We start from the raw sequence: 13552 nt of genomic DNA, 5'->3' as shown, positions 1-13552 counted from the left end.
CTTTGTCTCGGCGTTCAGGCTGCAAGATCCGGCAAATCGTTCCACCAGGGTGCTTTGACCGGCCGCAAGACTGCTTCGCGCACGGCTTGCGACACGCGGGCGGGGCTGATCGCGGCGGCGCAGGCTGCCGCGCCGGTCGCATCGTCCTGCGGGCACCATTCATGCCCGTAATGCAAACGGTGGCAGGGGTAGCACGCCACATCCGGCGTAATAGCGATCGCATTCACCCAGTCATCCGTCAGGTTCGCGGGCGAAGAATGCGAAAGCATGGCGATCTTGGGCACATCTTCCATACACACCGCATGCATCACCCCGGTTTCCGGGCCGACCACGGCGCGCGCATGGTGCGCCAGCGCCATCACCGCGCGCACGGAATGCGTGCCGGCCATATCGATCACGCGCGCGGCATCGCCATGATAGGCGCGGGCGGCTGCGATAATTTCATCCGCCTGCCGGCGCGCCGCGCTGTCGCCGGAAAGCACGATCGTCAGGTTCGTCTTCGCCAGCAACTGGCAAATCGCCTGCGGCGCATGCGGCCACCATTTATGCACGGCAGAACCGCGCAGGCACCAAAGCACGAAATCGCCCAGCTTTTGCGCCTGCGCCGCCGCCTGCCGCACTTCTGCATTGCTTGGGTAAAAGCGCACGCGAAAGGGCGGCGGGGCGCCCGCCACGGCATGGGTTTGCGCCAGATAGCTGCGGCCGCACAGCGCGCGGCGCTGCGCATCGCTCCACCAGTAATCGCCCCGTCCGGGGTGTTTCAGAAGCTCGCCTTCCACTGAATGCGTAAGATTGATAAAGCGGTCGAAGCGGCCCTCGTGCGCCTGCCAGTAAAGCGGCAGCTCGGCATCGCTCACTTGTCCGTCCTGCAAAAGTATCAGCTCGTCGATATGCGGGTCGTGGCGCAGCGCGGTGCAGCCGGGCGCCTTGCTGATAAAACTGATATGCCAGCCTTCCGCCTTCAGCGCGGGCAGAACCGAAGCCGCCATCAGCGCATCCCCGAGCGCGCCGGTGCGCGCGACCAGAACGTGCCGTGCCGCCGTGCGCCATGGCGCACGGCGTTGCGCACCGTCGCCGGTTTTTTCGAACGCCGCGAAGATATGACCGTCAATCAGGTCCGCTTCGCGCAAACACCAGCCGGCCATATCATCGAACGCATGTTCGATGTCTTCGCGGGTGATGCGCGCAAATTCTGGGGCAAGCGCAAGAAACCTGCAATCCGGCACCCAAAGCACGAGCGTACCGCCGTCGCGAATCGCTTCCCACCATTGCCGCAAAAGCGCGCGCCAATCGGCGGCTTCGCACAAAATTTCCCCGGCGAAAATGAACTGCGCGCCGAATTGCCGTTCTTCCACCGGCGCGGACGCTTCGGCCACCAGCCCGGCGCCATGCATATAGCGCAGCCCGAGATACCAGCCTTTCGGCTTTTCGTGCTGCGCAGCGCGCGGGCTCATAGCGTGATCGCCTGCATTTCGGCGTCGGTCAGCCGCCGGCTGTAATAGGCCAGCCGCCGCACGCAGCCATTGAAATACACGCCGCCCGGCGCGGGGCCGAGCCGCAGCGTGGTCATCCCGCTTGCGGGCACGCTGCCCGATGTGTCGGCGACGGCGCTGCCGCCGTTGAACACTTGCGAAAAATCGTCCGCCTTGTAGGCGTAAGCGACCTTGCCTGCGGTTTCGTCGTTCCAGCTCGCGCCGTCAACGCAGTTGCCCTGCACGCCGCCGCCGGAAAGCGTCAATCCGCGCGCCTGCCGCGCCTGGTTGCGGGTGATGCAATGCCGGTTGTTGGCCGAATTATCGTCGATCTGCCATGCAACATAGCCGGAAGCAGAACTGTTGACGCCTTGCGGCGCCACCGCTTCGCTCCACAGCGTGCCTTCGGCATGGTTGTACCAGCTGCCAAGCGTAAGCGTCGCGCTTTCCACATTGCGGGTACGGTCGGTTATGTCAGTGTTGATGATGGGGGACGAAGGGTACGGCCCGTCTTCGACCTGTGCCTGATCGATAATAACGCTGTCGCCCGATGTCTGGATGCGAAGCCCGAAATTTGGGTTCGCGAGCGTCTGCGCGATCGCGGCGCGCTTCCATTGCGTGGCCGACAGCCCGGTCACGGATGTCCAGCTCCCGCCCCCATCAAGCGTGATATCGATCCCGCCCGTGCCGGTACCGCGCTTGATATACATGCTGCCGGCGCGCAGCGCCGATGAAACCGTGCGGCTCTGCAAAATCTGGGCGTTGTCGGCGCTCGCCGTCACCGTGAAAGCGCTGCTTGCCACGCCGTCAAGGCCGGTGGCGTTGGCGGCGGCGCTGCAATTGGTTTTGACCCACAGCGCGTTCGAAAAATCGCGCGTGTAGTAAAGCCTTTGCGTACGCTCTTCTTCCAGCATCGCGCCAAGCACCTGCGCGGTGTTGGGGTCGTGGTTGATGCGCGCGGTATTGGTGCCCATTTCTTCGAGCTGCCCGCTTGCGTTAAAGCGCCAGCCGAGCGAAGAGCGGCTGAAGCTTAGCGCGGCCGGGAACGCGCCCTGAAACGAAAGCTGGAAGGCGGGTTTGATCCCCCGTCTGCGCATGAGCGGCAAGAATGTCATCACGCCGGGCCGCCTAGATCGAACGCAGAACGAAATTGACGGTGCGGTCGGCTGCCTGGTTGACCGGCGTGCCCGAAGTGCCGCTACGCAAGCGCAGATATTGCAGCGAAGCGAAATCGACCGGGTCGATCAGGATGAAACGCGCAGCCGCGGCGGTAATGTTATATTCGGTGCCCTGTTTGTCATAAACATTGTTCCAGGTGATGCCGTAATCGTGGCTGGACTGGAAGGTCAGGTTGGCGGCGGTCCAGCTTGCGGGCATGACGATGCCGAACAGGCGCAGGCCGCCGAGATTGAGATCGGACGTGATCGATTGCCCGCTGGCGATCGTCACCGGCAGGTTATCGAGCAGATTAACGACAGTGGTACGCATGATACCCCCTTGCAATGTTGGAAAATAAAAAGGGGGAAGGGGCACATAGGCCCCTTCCCCCGCCATCCGCGGCTGGCTTGCCCTTTAGGCAAGCGGCGCATTGTGCGGATGGCCGCGCGCGATGTTGACGGACGAAAGCGCGCCCGAAGTGCCGCTCGTCACCGTCATCAGGGCGCGCACATAGCGCCGCTCCCCGATATAGCCGACGCGTTGCACCGTGTTGCTGCCTCCCGTGCCGCTGACGGCGCTGAAGGTTCCGCTGATGTCGGCAGTGCCGACCGCCGAAAAACTGGTGCCGTCCACCGAATGTTCCAGCGAAGGGGTGTGGGTGCCGTCGGTCCATACGCCGAAGCTGACCACCACCATCGCGCTGCCATAGCCGCGCAGATCAATGGCGCTGCCGGTGCCGGTCGCGCTGCGCGCGGCGGGCACGAGGCTTTGCGCCACGTCCACGTTGTTTGCAAGATCACGTGTTGCCATTGTCTTTTTCTCCTTTGTCTTTCCTGGGTTTTATGTTGCCGAGAAGCGAAGCAGCTTGATCGCCTCGAAGTTGGTGACATCGCCGCCTACACGCTTCGAGCAGCGGAACTTCACGAACGGCGCCGCCGTGTACGGATCGCGTAAGATGCGCACGCCGATACGGTCAACGATCGTGTAGCCGTCCCCGAAATTGCCGAAAGCGAGCGAAAGGCTGCCCGCCGCCAGCGTCGGCATGTCTTCGGCAAGGTGGATCGGGAAACCCAGCAGCGTGGCGGGTTGCCCGGCCTGCAGGCCCGGCTGCCATATATAGGCGCTGGTGGTGTTTTCCTTGAACTTGCGGATCGCTTCCGAAACCGCGCGCGGCATCAGCCATGCGGCCTTGGGCTGGTAGCCGGCCTTCAGCTTGTGCATCAGCTCGATCAGCTTGTCGGCTGGGTTGCTGGCGGGAAAAGCGCCGTCGGCCGTGGTGTTCACATGCTCAAGCACGCCCCACGAACGGGTGGCGTCGCCGGTCGCGGCCGTGGTGTAGCTTGTGAAGCCGCGCGGCTGCGTCACGCCATCGCCGGTCACAAAGGCCGCGTTCTCGCGCCGCGCGAAGCGGTCGGCGACCTTGCCGATCATCCACTCCTCGATATTGATGACCGCGTCGTCCAGAAGCTTCTGGGTCGCGCGCGGCTGCGCGTGCAGCTCGAACACCGGGATGCGTATGCGCCCGATGCTGCCCTGATCGGTATCGCTGCGGGTCGCGAGTTCGGAAACCCAGCTGGCTTCGGCCTCGTTGGTATCGCGCAGCATTTCGACCGCGTCCGATGAAACGCTCATCACGGTCGCGAGCTGGCGCATCGGCGTGGTGTCGAACTGGCGCGTGACGATCCGCTCGGAAAGTTCTGCCGGTACGCTATAGCCGCCCTCGGGGTCGGTCAGCACCGAAGCCTTGCTTTGCAGCGCGGCAAGGTCCTGATCGTGGCCCTTGGTCACGTAGCGCAGAAAAGCCTGTTTGTATTCGCTTTCCTCGCGCGGCTGCGGCAGCGCGGTTGCGCCGGCGGGGCGGCGCATCGCCGTTTTCATCTGGCTGATGTCGGTCTGCAGCGTGGTGATGGTGCCATCGAGCCGGCGCAGCTTGTCGTCGTACAAAACGTCGGTGCTGCCCTTGCTTTCCAGCGCGCTCAGGCGCCGGTCGTTGGTATCCTTGTACTCCTCGAACGCGCGACCGAGCGTCTCGGCCGCCGTTTGTACGTCATTCATATCGATCATACTTTCTTTCCTTCCTTGTTGCCGGAGCCGCGCGGCGCGGTTTTTCCGTCCGCCGCCGTCCCGAGTGTGCGGGCGGCACGGTTCAGCCGCGCAGCAGCCGCCCGCATGGCGCCGCTGGCGTTTTTCGGACCGGCGATCGGCGCTTTCACATGGTGAATGCGCGCCGCGTCGTTGGCCGGAAAGGTAACCAGTGAAATTTCGAACAGATCGATGTCGGTCAAAAGCCTGCCGGGGCGGCCCGCCTTGGCGGCAGGCGCCACGCGGCTTTCAACCACGCGGTAGCCGATCGAAAGCCCGGTCACGGCCCCGAGCTTCAAAAGCTCGTACGCCTCCATTCCCTTTTGCGTGCGCAGCGCGAGCCGGCCCTGCACCGCAAGGCCGTTTTCGTCTTCGCGCAAATCCTGCCAGATGCCCACGGGCTGGCCCGGGTCGTGCATCCACAGCAAGGCGGGCATGCGCCCCTGTTGCCGCCAGCGCTGCAGCGTGCGCACGAAAGCGCCCGCCGCCACGGTTTCGTTATGGTCGTCGCGCATGCCAAACACGCTGGCGTAGCCGGTAAAAATCCCGCTGCCGCTAATATCCTTGATCGCAAGCGTTCGCGTCAGATGTTCCATTATGGGTTTCCTTTCTTTTTCCTGGGCGGCGCATCTTCAAGCCGGTCGCCGCCGGGCAGAGGCGCATAGCCGACCGCATGGCGTTTTTCGTTGACGGTCAGGAAACTCACGCCCTGCAACTTGTCCCACAGCGTGTCGCGGCGCAGCGTCAGCGCAGCGATCTCGTCGCGGTCGATCGCAAGCCGCAACCCGTCCCCGAACATGGGTGCAAGCCAGTGGTTAAGCGCGCCGACCAGCCGCTCCGCCAGCGGCAGAACGGTTTCCTCGTACAAAGCCAGCCGCGCTTCCTGCATGTTGGCGTAGGATTGCGCGTCGGGGATGCCGACAAGCTGCGCCGGCACGCCGAACGCGAGCGCAATATCGCGCGCCGCCGCATCGCGCCCCGCAAGCCAGTCCATATCCACGGGCGAAAGCGACATCGTCTGCCATTCCAGCCCGCCTTCAAGGATCAAGGGCCGCCCGGCGTTGCGCGCGCTCTGGTAATGTTCGTTCAATTCTTCCTTCAAGCGCCGTACCTGCTCGTCGCTCAGGGTCGCGGGCCCTTCGCGCGGTGCGAACACCAGCGCGCCCGAAGGCCGCGCGGCGTTATTCAGCATGGCCTGGTTCCATGCGCTGGCGGCATTGTGCTGGTCCACCGCCATCAGCGCAGCTTCGAGCGGCGCCATGCCGTACCAGTCGTCGAGCGGGTGAAAGGATTTCAGATGCAGAATGTTGCTCGCCCCCGTCAGCGGGTCGGCAGGCCAGCGCGCGGTGCGTTCGCCCACGCTGTATTCGTACGCGAGCGGTAAACCCGCAGCGCCGGGCACCACGCGCATGCGATCGGGCCGCAGCACATAAAGCTCCTGCGGCGGCGCATCGTCGCCCGGCTGTACGGCCTCGACATAGGCGTTACCGGCCAGCAAAATATGCGCGACCATGTTTTCGCGCAGAACCGTGCCGTCCTGCCCCGGGTTCGGGTGCGTCAAAAGCCGCAGCAAAGGGTGGCGGTCCATCTCTTCCCCCGCCGCGCCGTACAGCAAAAACGGGATCGCGCCGACGGCGTGCGAAAGCAGTGAAACGCAACGATACGCCACGACGTTTTTGCGGAAGCCTTCGTCCGAAAGCGCGTCATAGCGGCGCGGGGTCCAGCGCGGGCGGCCGATGCTGCTCCATGCCACGACGGGTCCGGCGGCGCTGGTTTTGGCCGCCTCCGCCTGCACGATCTTCCCGATCCATTCGCGTATCGCCATTTGTTTGTTCCCGTCCTGTTGTCAAATCATCCGCACACGCGGCGGCGCGGCGTTGTGCGCCGCAAGTTCCGTCAACGCCCACACAAGCGCGTCCACCCGGTCGGGCGAGCCGCCCGAATCCTCTCCGCCATAGCGCATCTGCGTCATCTGCAATTCCAGCGCCGGCAACGCGGCGGCGTGCCGTACGCATCCGCGTTCGTACAAGGCGGCGATGGGCAGCGCGCGCTCGACCTTGCCGCGCAACGCATGCACGGCCTTGAAACGCGCGCCTCCCTGGCGGCTGCGCAAAAGCTGTTCGACCAGCGCGCCGCCCGCATTCACCTCCGCCACGATCAAATCGGCGTTCAGCGCGCGATACAGTTCCAGCGCCGCATCGGCCCAAATCTCGGGGCGCGCGCGGCGGCTGGCATCAGCCAGCACATAGAAAAATCCGTCCGCGCCCAGCCCGGCGGCGACAATCCCGGTTTCGTCGCTGTCCGGCCCATGGCTCATGGCCGGGTCGATCGCGACCACGGTGCGCACCAGCGCGGGCGCGGCATCGACGCGCAGCGCATCAAGCTGCGCACGCTGCCACATGCTTTCGCTATCGTCGGCCAGCAACTCCGCCATCAGTTCCTGCCGGCCCAAGCGCGTGCCGGCATAACGTTCCGTCAACTGCGCCAGCACGTCGGGCGGCAGATTGGCGGCGTTGTCATAGGTCGTACCGTGCGTAAGCGTCACATCGAGGCCGCGCGCGGCGCGCTGCATCAGGCTTGTAACCCAGGGGCGCGCGCGCGGCGTGGTCGTGATTACGGCGCGCGGCGCATCCCCGAGCCGAAGCCCGAACAAAAGCTGGTCGAACGCCTCCCCGCTGTTCCATGCCGCAAATTCATCGCACCAGGCATAATGATGTTGCGGACCGCGCAGCCGCTCCGGCTGGTCGGCCGAAAACAGGCGCGCGCGGCTGCCGTTAAAAAAATACAACTCTCCGCTGCTGCGGTTCCATTGCGCTACGCAGCCGGGAGGCAAAATCGTCAGCAAACCGCTCGGCCCCTCGACACATGTGTCGCGCGCGTCGGCATAGGTCGGCGCCACAACGGCGCAGCGTGCGCCGTCATGCCACAACGCGCGGGCAGCCAGCCATTGCGCGCCCGCCAGGGTTTTGCCCCAGCCCCGGCCCGCGCTGATATACCAAAGGCGCGCGTCACCCGCCGGTTGAAGCTGGTTTGGCCGGGCCCTGCTTATCCACGCCAGCCGCATCAGCGTCGCGTGCAGCCTTGGCAGCGGCAAGCTCGTCAAGCAGTCGCGATATTGCCGCGATAACGTCAAGCCGCTCCTGCCCGTCTGCGCCTGCGGCGCTTTGTCCGTCTTGTCTGCCCTGATCGTCTTGTTCGCCGGCCATGTTGCCGCCTTCCTTCCAGCTGCGGTCCAGCAGCACCTTGGCCGCCGCGATCCGCGCGCTATCGCTGTCGCTGCTTGTCATCAGCTCGATCAATGTCGCGATCGGCAGGCCGGGGTCGATCCCGGCATGCGTGCGAATCGCTGTTTTGCCCTTTGCGCGCGACGCTTTCTTGCGCGGCCGCGCGGCATGTTTGCGCCTGAGCCGTTGCAGGCCCTGCGTTGTGCTGTCTCCGGCCATGATGTTTACGTTTGAGAATGCGCGAAAAACGCATGAAAAAACCGCCTGACAAGCATCAGGCGGCTGGTATGACCTTCAAAACCGTTGCAACGAGCGAACCCGGAAATTTCTTTTTTTGTTTTTTCGTTTTCCCGGCCGATTCCGTCTTTGCGCGCACGGCCTCTGCCACAGTCAATAGCCGAACGGCGCATAAAGGTCAAGGAAATTTTTGCGCGGTCGCATCTTTTTACGCCGTACCCGCGCGCGCGTGCATGAATTTCCTGCGCAAAATGCGCGTAAAGTTTTTTTCTATCACGATGTGACAGGGCCGCATGGCGGCAATCGTCAAGCCCGCGCCGAACGTGACGAAGAGCGGGAACAATCCCGTACGGCAAACCAGGATGCGTCGCCCACGACATCGATAAAAACAAAAGCATTCGGTGAAAATACGAGCCCGCGCAGCCCTCGGCTATCCGGGTTCATATCGTATTTCTTTCCGGCGACAACAGATATCATGGTAAACGGTTTCTTACGGGGGCAGGAAATTCAAGGGCATGCAGGCCTGTTGGCGCGGCTTAACATTTTCTTAGCTTCGCAGTCGCACAATGGATCCATAACGCATTTGCCATGAAGAGGGGAGATCATCATGCCTGATGTCACGTCTGCCACGAGCGCGCAAATCCGCACGCCGCCGCCCGCGCGCGAAGTTGAGCGCCGCGAGCCGGTGCGCAACAATGACCGCGACCAGCGCCGCGAAGCCTTGCAAGCCGAAGCGCAACGCGAAGTGCAAAACGAGCGCGCCGTGGAAAAAGAAATACGGGCGGAAGATAATAACCGCCGCGGCGCCCGGGTTGACGTGCTGGTCTAGCTAGCTCCGCAATCCATACCATTTCAGCAATCTTTCAAGGCCGCGCAATAGTGCGGGCAGCTGGTGCGCGCATGGCGCGCGGTCATGGCAACATACGGTGACTATCGTATCGCTATCGATGATGCCGATGGCCCGAACCGCATGCCGCCAGCGGCGGTAGGCCGCTTCCTCCGCCTCGTTTCGTTCATAGCCGCCATCATGGCCGTTGTTGATGCTGCGCGCCGGGTTGTAGCAGCCGATCTGCCGCGCTTCGAGCCGTGCGCCCAGATAATCGGCCCGCAGCCTCAGCCCGGCCTCGCACTGCTCGTCGGTAATCAGGCACGAAAGCGCCAGCCGGTCGAGGATGTTTTCTTCAAGCGCCCGCGCCGCCAGCACGCCCGCATGTTCGGTATATTCAAACGCGCGCCCGCTATGCTGCCAGCGCTCGGCCGGGCCATGGTCGGCCCCGTTCGCGCCGCCGCGCAGCCGGTGCTTGCCGCGCCTTACGATATGCCGCTTGCCCGCCATCCCTGTTCCTCCTTTTAAAATAAACGCCGCCTGAAACGCGCCCCTCCCTGAATCAACCTTCCCCGGAAGGCGGACCGGGACTGTATCCAATATGGATACTATTTGCAAGAACCGTATTCATTTTGTACACATGAGGCCCATGAGCCAGCTTAACCGAATCAAGGAATTCCGCCGCGCCCGCGGCCTGACCATGCAGCAGCTGGCCGATGCCGCAGGCACAAGCAAGGGCCAGATTGACAAGCTCGAAAAAGGCGCCCGCCGCCTCACGGTCGATTGGATGGTGCGGCTTTCAAAACCGCTGGAATGCGATCCGCGCGCGCTGATGCCGGCGCGGGCGGGCGAACAGCCGGCCAAATCATGGCATACCGCCGCCGTGTTTCCGGGCGCCGTGGTGGCGCAGGGCGGCAAGGAAGCGCGGCAAAATCTTTTGCAGGTGCGGGCGCTTGCACATAAAAGCCGCAACGCGGCGCAGCTGCATTTCAGCGGCGAAGCGGTCGATTTCGTGCCGCGCCCCGCCTTTCTCGGCCACGCGCAGGGCGCTTATGCGCTGTATATGACGGGCACGGCCATGATCCCCATGTTCCGCCCCGGCCAGTTGTTGTTCGTCAACCCGCACAAGCTTCCCGCGGCCGGGCAGGGCGTCGTGCTGGTAATGAAAAACAAAGCCGTGCGCATCCACGAATATGTCGGCGAAAAGGGTGCGTTGATCGAAGTGCGCTCGTGGCACCCGGGCGTGTGCAAATTCAAGGTGCAGCGCGCCGATATTGCCGAAATGCATTGCGTTGTGGGCCTGAGCGAAGGCTAGCGCGGCAAAGCGCTAGATCAGCGCCTGCAGCTTCGCGAGGCAATCGTCGCGCGCGGGCGCGAAATCATCTTCCGCCCACCAGGCCTCGACCTGCTGCAAAAGCGCGCCCACGCGCGGCCCGGGCTTGATCCCGCGCGCCAGAACATCTTCCCCGCCGAGCGGAAAAACGGGCGGCTGCCATGTGCGCAGCAATTGCAGCGCGGGCCCGATATCGCCCATCATGCCATCGGCGCCCGCAAGCGAAATCCAGAAGCGGCAGGCGCGCTCGCCGTGGCGGTAACGCAGCGCGCGCAGCGCGCGATCATCCAGGCCTTCAAGCGCGGGCGCGCGGGCAAGCACCAGCAACTGTTCGGTTTCGTCGTGCGAAAAGCGCAGACGCGCCGCGATCTGCCGTGCCGTCTCCACGCCCGCAGGCAGCAACGCGGCCATGCGCGGCATCAGATCCGGCACGCCGTGGCGACGCTGCACCTCGGCAAGCCGTGCCAACCGTTCCGCGCCCTCAGCTTCGGGCAAAACCTTTTGCAAAATATCCTGCGCGATCATGGCTGCAAGAACGGGCGCTGGCCGCGGCGCGGCCAGAAGCTTGCGCAATTCCTGCCACACCCGCTCGGCCGAAAGCGCGCGCAGGCTTTCGGCCAGCGCGGCGCAGGCAGCAAGCGCCCCGGCATCCATCGCGCCGCGCCCTTCGTCCGGCCCGTACCAGGCATGAAAGCGGAAAAAGCGCAAAATGCGCAAATGATCCTCGGCGATACGCGCGGCCGGGTCGCCGATAAAACGTATGCGCTGTGCGCGCAGATCGTCGGCGCCGCCGCAATAATCGTATAGTTTGCCGCCGCTATCGACATAGAGCGCATTGATGGTGAAATCGCGCCGCTGCGCGTCCACCTCCCAATTCGTCGTATAGGTCACGTTGGCGCGCCTGCCATCGGTGCGTATATCGGCGCGCAGGCTGGTGATCTCGAACGCGCGCTCTCCGCCCTTTTGCGCGGTCACCGCCGTAATCGTGCCGTATTCGAAGCCGGTACGCACCGTTTTGATGCCGGCATTCTGTAAAATGTTTTCGCATTTTTCCGGCGGCACATTGATGGCGCAATCAATTTCATGCACCGGCGCGCCAAGCAAAGTGTTGCGCACCGCGCCGCCGACAACGCGCAGCTCTGCCCCCGCCGCCTGCGCGGCATCGAACAGCTGGCGCAGCGCGGGCGCGGCCATCCAGGGATGGTCGGCGGTATTGAGCCTTGCGGGCGGGCGGCTTGTCATGGCGCGATCATACCAGCGGCGCGGGGCGTCGCACAATCGCGCTTGCGGGCATGCGGCGGGCGCTAGGCGCTTTCGGCCAGCTTCTGTTCCACCAGCCGCTTCAGGTTGGTTTGCGGGCGCGGGCCGACATGGCCGATCACCTCCGCCGCCGCGATGGCGCCGATACGGCCGCAAACCGCAAGCGGCAACTTGCGGCCAAGCCCGTGCAGGAACCCGGCCGCGAACAGGTCGCCCGCGCCCGTGGTATCGACAACCTTGGGGCAGGAAGCGGCTGCAACCTCGGCGGTTTCATCGCCCGCCGCGATCACGGCGCCCTTTTCGCTGCGCGTGCCGACAACCATCGCGCATTGCGTCCGCGCCGCCGCCAGGCCTTCTTCGAAGCTGCTGACCTGATAAAGCGATTTCAGCTCGTTTTCATTGGCGAACAGGATATCCGTGCCTTCCTTCACCAATGCGAGGAAAGCATCGCGGTGGCGATCGACGCAGAAAGTATCGGAAAGCGTCAGCGCCATTTTCTTCCCGGCGCTGCGTGCGAGCCGCGCGGCTTCGCGGAAAGCTTCCTGCGCCGGGCGCTTGTCGAACAGATAGCCTTCAAGATAGGTGATGTCCGAAGCGCGGATCAAATCGGGCTGCAGATCGATCACGCCGAACTCGACGCAAGCGCCAAGATAGGTGTTCATGCTGCGCTGCGCGTCCGGGGTCACGAAGATAAGGCTGCGTGCGGTGGCGGGGCCTTCCTGCGCCGGCGGGGTCGAGAAATGCACGCCGATCGCGCGCATGTCATGGCTGAAGATCGCACCGAGCTGGTCGTCGCGCACCTTGCCGATGAAGCTGGCGGCGGAACCGAGCGAAGCGAGGCCGGCGGCGGTGTTGCCCGCGCTGCCGCCCGAAGATTCGACCGCCGTGCCCATCTTGGCATACAGGCTTTCGGCACGGTCGGCGTCGATCAGCATCATCGCGCCCTTGGCGATCTTTTCGCGCTCAAGGAACACATCTTCCGCGGTCGATATCACATCCACAATGGCGTTGCCGATGGCGCAAACGTCGTATTTCTCGGTCATTTTATCCTCACGCGGTTCAGGTTTTGAGTTTATATGCACACAAATCGCGCACAATGCAATCGGGGCATGCGGGCTTTCTGGCCTTGCACACATAGCGCCCGTGCAAAATCAGCCAGTGATGGGCATGCGGCTTCCAGCGCGCGGGCACGGCCCGCAGCAACTTTTGCTCGACCGCTTCCGGTGTTTTGCCCGGCGCGATCCCGGTGCGGTTGGCCACCCGGAACACATGGGTATCGACCGCGATGGTCGGTTCGCCGAAAGCACAGTTCAAAACCACGTTCGCGGTCTTGCGGCCGACGCCGGGAAGTTCCTGCAAGGCTTCGCGCGGGCGCGGTACCTCGCCGCCGTGATGTTCGTGCAATATTTTCGAAAGCGCGATGATGTTCTTCGCCTTGGCGTTGAACAGGCCGATGGTCTTGATGTATTTTTTTAAACCCGCCTCGCCGAGCCGCAACATTTTTTCCGGGCTGTCCGCAACCTTGAACAGCGTACGCGTCGCCTTGTTCACGCCCACATCGGTCGCTTGCGCCGAAAGCACGACCGCGACCAGCAGCGTGAAGGTGTTCACGTATTCAAGCTCGGTCTTCGGCGCGGGTTTTTGCGCCGCGAGGCGCGCAAAAAATTCGTTAATGGCGGCCGGTTTCATTGGCATTTTTTTGTCATTCCCCGGCTTTTACAACGCCTTCAGATGCTTGGCGGGCGTCCTTTGATGTATGCTTGCGGATGCATCACGCAAGTTTCTGATCGTGCTTTCCATTTGGCCCCGACTCATAATAATATAACCCAATAACGCAATCATCTTGTGCGCTTTTTTGCAGCCGGAATGAAGGGATATGATATGATGAAGTCGATGGCAGCTCCGCAGGTTGTCAATTGTCCGACGGGATTAGAAATCACTGTCGCGCAAAAGCCACCGC

Annotated in this window: 16 protein-coding genes; 3 read left to right on the top strand and 13 right to left on the bottom strand. The window is 63.5% G+C overall.

Annotation, left to right across the window (positions count from 1 at the left end; genetic code table 11):
• Positions 1-14: 14 nt before the first annotated feature.
• The 9 genes from GC131_09010 to GC131_08970 form a co-directional block, all read right to left on the bottom strand.
• Positions 15-1454, bottom strand: a complete 1440-nt coding sequence (locus tag GC131_09010) for a hypothetical protein (protein MBI1274203.1) — start codon at positions 1452-1454, stop codon at positions 15-17.
• Positions 1451-2587 (bottom strand): hypothetical protein, encoded by a 1137-nt coding sequence (locus GC131_09005; protein ID MBI1274202.1) that lies wholly within the window; start codon positions 2585-2587, stop codon positions 1451-1453. The genes GC131_09010 and GC131_09005 overlap by 4 nt, the downstream gene beginning before the upstream one ends.
• 13 nt (positions 2588-2600) lie before the next feature.
• Positions 2601-2960 carry a hypothetical protein gene (locus GC131_09000; GenBank protein ID MBI1274201.1) on the bottom strand — a complete coding sequence of 120 codons (360 nt, stop codon included), beginning with the start codon at positions 2958-2960 and terminating at the stop codon, positions 2601-2603.
• Between the two features lie 84 nt (positions 2961-3044).
• Complete coding sequence (locus GC131_08995) at positions 3045-3440, bottom strand: hypothetical protein (GenBank protein ID MBI1274200.1); 396 nt, start codon at positions 3438-3440, stop codon at positions 3045-3047.
• A gap of 30 nt (positions 3441-3470) precedes the next feature.
• Complete coding sequence (locus tag GC131_08990) at positions 3471-4694, bottom strand: phage major capsid protein (GenBank protein ID MBI1274199.1); 1224 nt, start codon at positions 4692-4694, stop codon at positions 3471-3473.
• Entirely contained in the window at positions 4691-5308 is a 618-nt protein-coding gene (locus tag GC131_08985) for an HK97 family phage prohead protease (GenBank protein MBI1274198.1), read from the bottom strand. The genes GC131_08990 and GC131_08985 overlap by 4 nt, the downstream gene beginning before the upstream one ends.
• A complete protein-coding gene (locus GC131_08980; protein MBI1274197.1) occupies positions 5308-6537 on the bottom strand; it encodes a phage portal protein in 1230 nt (409 codons plus the stop codon). The genes GC131_08985 and GC131_08980 overlap by 1 nt, the downstream gene beginning before the upstream one ends.
• A gap of 21 nt (positions 6538-6558) precedes the next feature.
• On the bottom strand, positions 6559-7776 hold the full coding sequence (locus tag GC131_08975) for an ATP-binding protein (protein ID MBI1274196.1): 1218 nt from the start codon (positions 7774-7776) through the stop codon (positions 6559-6561).
• On the bottom strand, positions 7721-8155 hold the full coding sequence (locus tag GC131_08970) for a hypothetical protein (GenBank protein ID MBI1274195.1): 435 nt from the start codon (positions 8153-8155) through the stop codon (positions 7721-7723). Before GC131_08970 ends, GC131_08975 begins: the two co-directional genes overlap by 56 nt.
• A 17-nt stretch (positions 8156-8172) precedes the next feature.
• Between GC131_08970 and GC131_08965 the strand changes: the two genes are divergently transcribed.
• Together GC131_08965 and GC131_08960 are read left to right on the top strand one after the other, a co-directional pair.
• Positions 8173-8457 (top strand): hypothetical protein, encoded by a 285-nt coding sequence (locus tag GC131_08965; GenBank protein MBI1274194.1) that lies wholly within the window; start codon positions 8173-8175, stop codon positions 8455-8457.
• Between the two features lie 323 nt (positions 8458-8780).
• The gene (locus tag GC131_08960; GenBank protein MBI1274193.1) at positions 8781-9002 is read left to right on the top strand and encodes a hypothetical protein; all 222 of its coding nucleotides are present in this window, start codon (positions 8781-8783) and stop codon (positions 9000-9002) included.
• Here GC131_08960 and GC131_08955 read toward each other — a convergent pair whose 3' ends face one another.
• Complete coding sequence (locus GC131_08955; protein MBI1274192.1) at positions 9003-9509, bottom strand: hypothetical protein; 507 nt, start codon at positions 9507-9509, stop codon at positions 9003-9005.
• A gap of 91 nt (positions 9510-9600) precedes the next feature.
• On the opposite strand from GC131_08955, the gene GC131_08950 reads away from it, so the two are divergent.
• The gene (locus tag GC131_08950) at positions 9601-10314 is read left to right on the top strand and encodes a helix-turn-helix domain-containing protein (protein MBI1274191.1); all 714 of its coding nucleotides are present in this window, start codon (positions 9601-9603) and stop codon (positions 10312-10314) included.
• A 12-nt stretch (positions 10315-10326) separates the two neighbouring features.
• Here the strand turns inward: GC131_08950 and GC131_08945 are convergent, their stop codons facing one another.
• The 3 genes from GC131_08945 to nth all read right to left on the bottom strand — a co-directional run bounded on the left by GC131_08945 (position 10327) and on the right by nth (position 13281).
• Positions 10327-11574 (bottom strand): CCA tRNA nucleotidyltransferase, encoded by a 1248-nt coding sequence (locus GC131_08945; GenBank protein ID MBI1274190.1) that lies wholly within the window; start codon positions 11572-11574, stop codon positions 10327-10329.
• A gap of 62 nt (positions 11575-11636) precedes the next feature.
• On the bottom strand, positions 11637-12635 hold the full coding sequence (locus GC131_08940) for an adenosine kinase (protein MBI1274189.1): 999 nt from the start codon (positions 12633-12635) through the stop codon (positions 11637-11639).
• A 16-nt stretch (positions 12636-12651) separates the two neighbouring features.
• On the bottom strand, positions 12652-13281 hold the full coding sequence (gene nth, locus GC131_08935) for an endonuclease III (protein MBI1274188.1): 630 nt from the start codon (positions 13279-13281) through the stop codon (positions 12652-12654).
• Positions 13282-13552: the final 271 nt, after the last annotated feature.

This window comes from Alphaproteobacteria bacterium, assembly GCA_016124955.1.
In the GTDB taxonomy this organism is placed as follows: domain Bacteria; phylum Pseudomonadota; class Alphaproteobacteria; order UBA9219; family RFNS01; genus RI-461.
The sequence above is the reverse complement of the archived record's forward strand: the minus strand, read 5'-3'. Positions and strand labels throughout refer to the sequence as shown.

Bases quoted from the DNA above. Each gene is read 5' to 3' on its own strand.
- GC131_09010 (MBI1274203.1), bottom strand. From the start codon at position 1,454: ATGAGCCCGCGCGCTGCGCAGCACGAAAAGCCGAAAGGCTGGTATCTC.
- GC131_09005 (MBI1274202.1), bottom strand. From the start codon at position 2,587: ATGACATTCTTGCCGCTCATGCGCAGACGGGGGATCAAACCCGCCTTC.
- GC131_09000 (MBI1274201.1), bottom strand. From the start codon at position 2,960: ATGCGTACCACTGTCGTTAATCTGCTCGATAACCTGCCGGTGACGATC.
- GC131_08995 (MBI1274200.1), bottom strand. From the start codon at position 3,440: ATGGCAACACGTGATCTTGCAAACAACGTGGACGTGGCGCAAAGCCTC.
- GC131_08990 (MBI1274199.1), bottom strand. From the start codon at position 4,694: ATGATCGATATGAATGACGTACAAACGGCGGCCGAGACGCTCGGTCGC.
- GC131_08985 (MBI1274198.1), bottom strand. From the start codon at position 5,308: ATGGAACATCTGACGCGAACGCTTGCGATCAAGGATATTAGCGGCAGC.
- GC131_08980 (MBI1274197.1), bottom strand. From the start codon at position 6,537: ATGGCGATACGCGAATGGATCGGGAAGATCGTGCAGGCGGAGGCGGCC.
- GC131_08975 (MBI1274196.1), bottom strand. From the start codon at position 7,776: ATGCGGCTGGCGTGGATAAGCAGGGCCCGGCCAAACCAGCTTCAACCG.
- GC131_08970 (MBI1274195.1), bottom strand. From the start codon at position 8,155: ATGGCCGGAGACAGCACAACGCAGGGCCTGCAACGGCTCAGGCGCAAA.
- GC131_08965 (MBI1274194.1), top strand. From the start codon at position 8,173: ATGCGCGAAAAACGCATGAAAAAACCGCCTGACAAGCATCAGGCGGCT.
- GC131_08960 (MBI1274193.1), top strand. From the start codon at position 8,781: ATGCCTGATGTCACGTCTGCCACGAGCGCGCAAATCCGCACGCCGCCG.
- GC131_08955 (MBI1274192.1), bottom strand. From the start codon at position 9,509: ATGGCGGGCAAGCGGCATATCGTAAGGCGCGGCAAGCACCGGCTGCGC.
- GC131_08950 (MBI1274191.1), top strand. From the start codon at position 9,601: ATGGATACTATTTGCAAGAACCGTATTCATTTTGTACACATGAGGCCC.
- GC131_08945 (MBI1274190.1), bottom strand. From the start codon at position 11,574: ATGACAAGCCGCCCGCCCGCAAGGCTCAATACCGCCGACCATCCCTGG.
- GC131_08940 (MBI1274189.1), bottom strand. From the start codon at position 12,635: ATGACCGAGAAATACGACGTTTGCGCCATCGGCAACGCCATTGTGGAT.
- nth (MBI1274188.1), bottom strand. From the start codon at position 13,281: ATGAAACCGGCCGCCATTAACGAATTTTTTGCGCGCCTCGCGGCGCAA.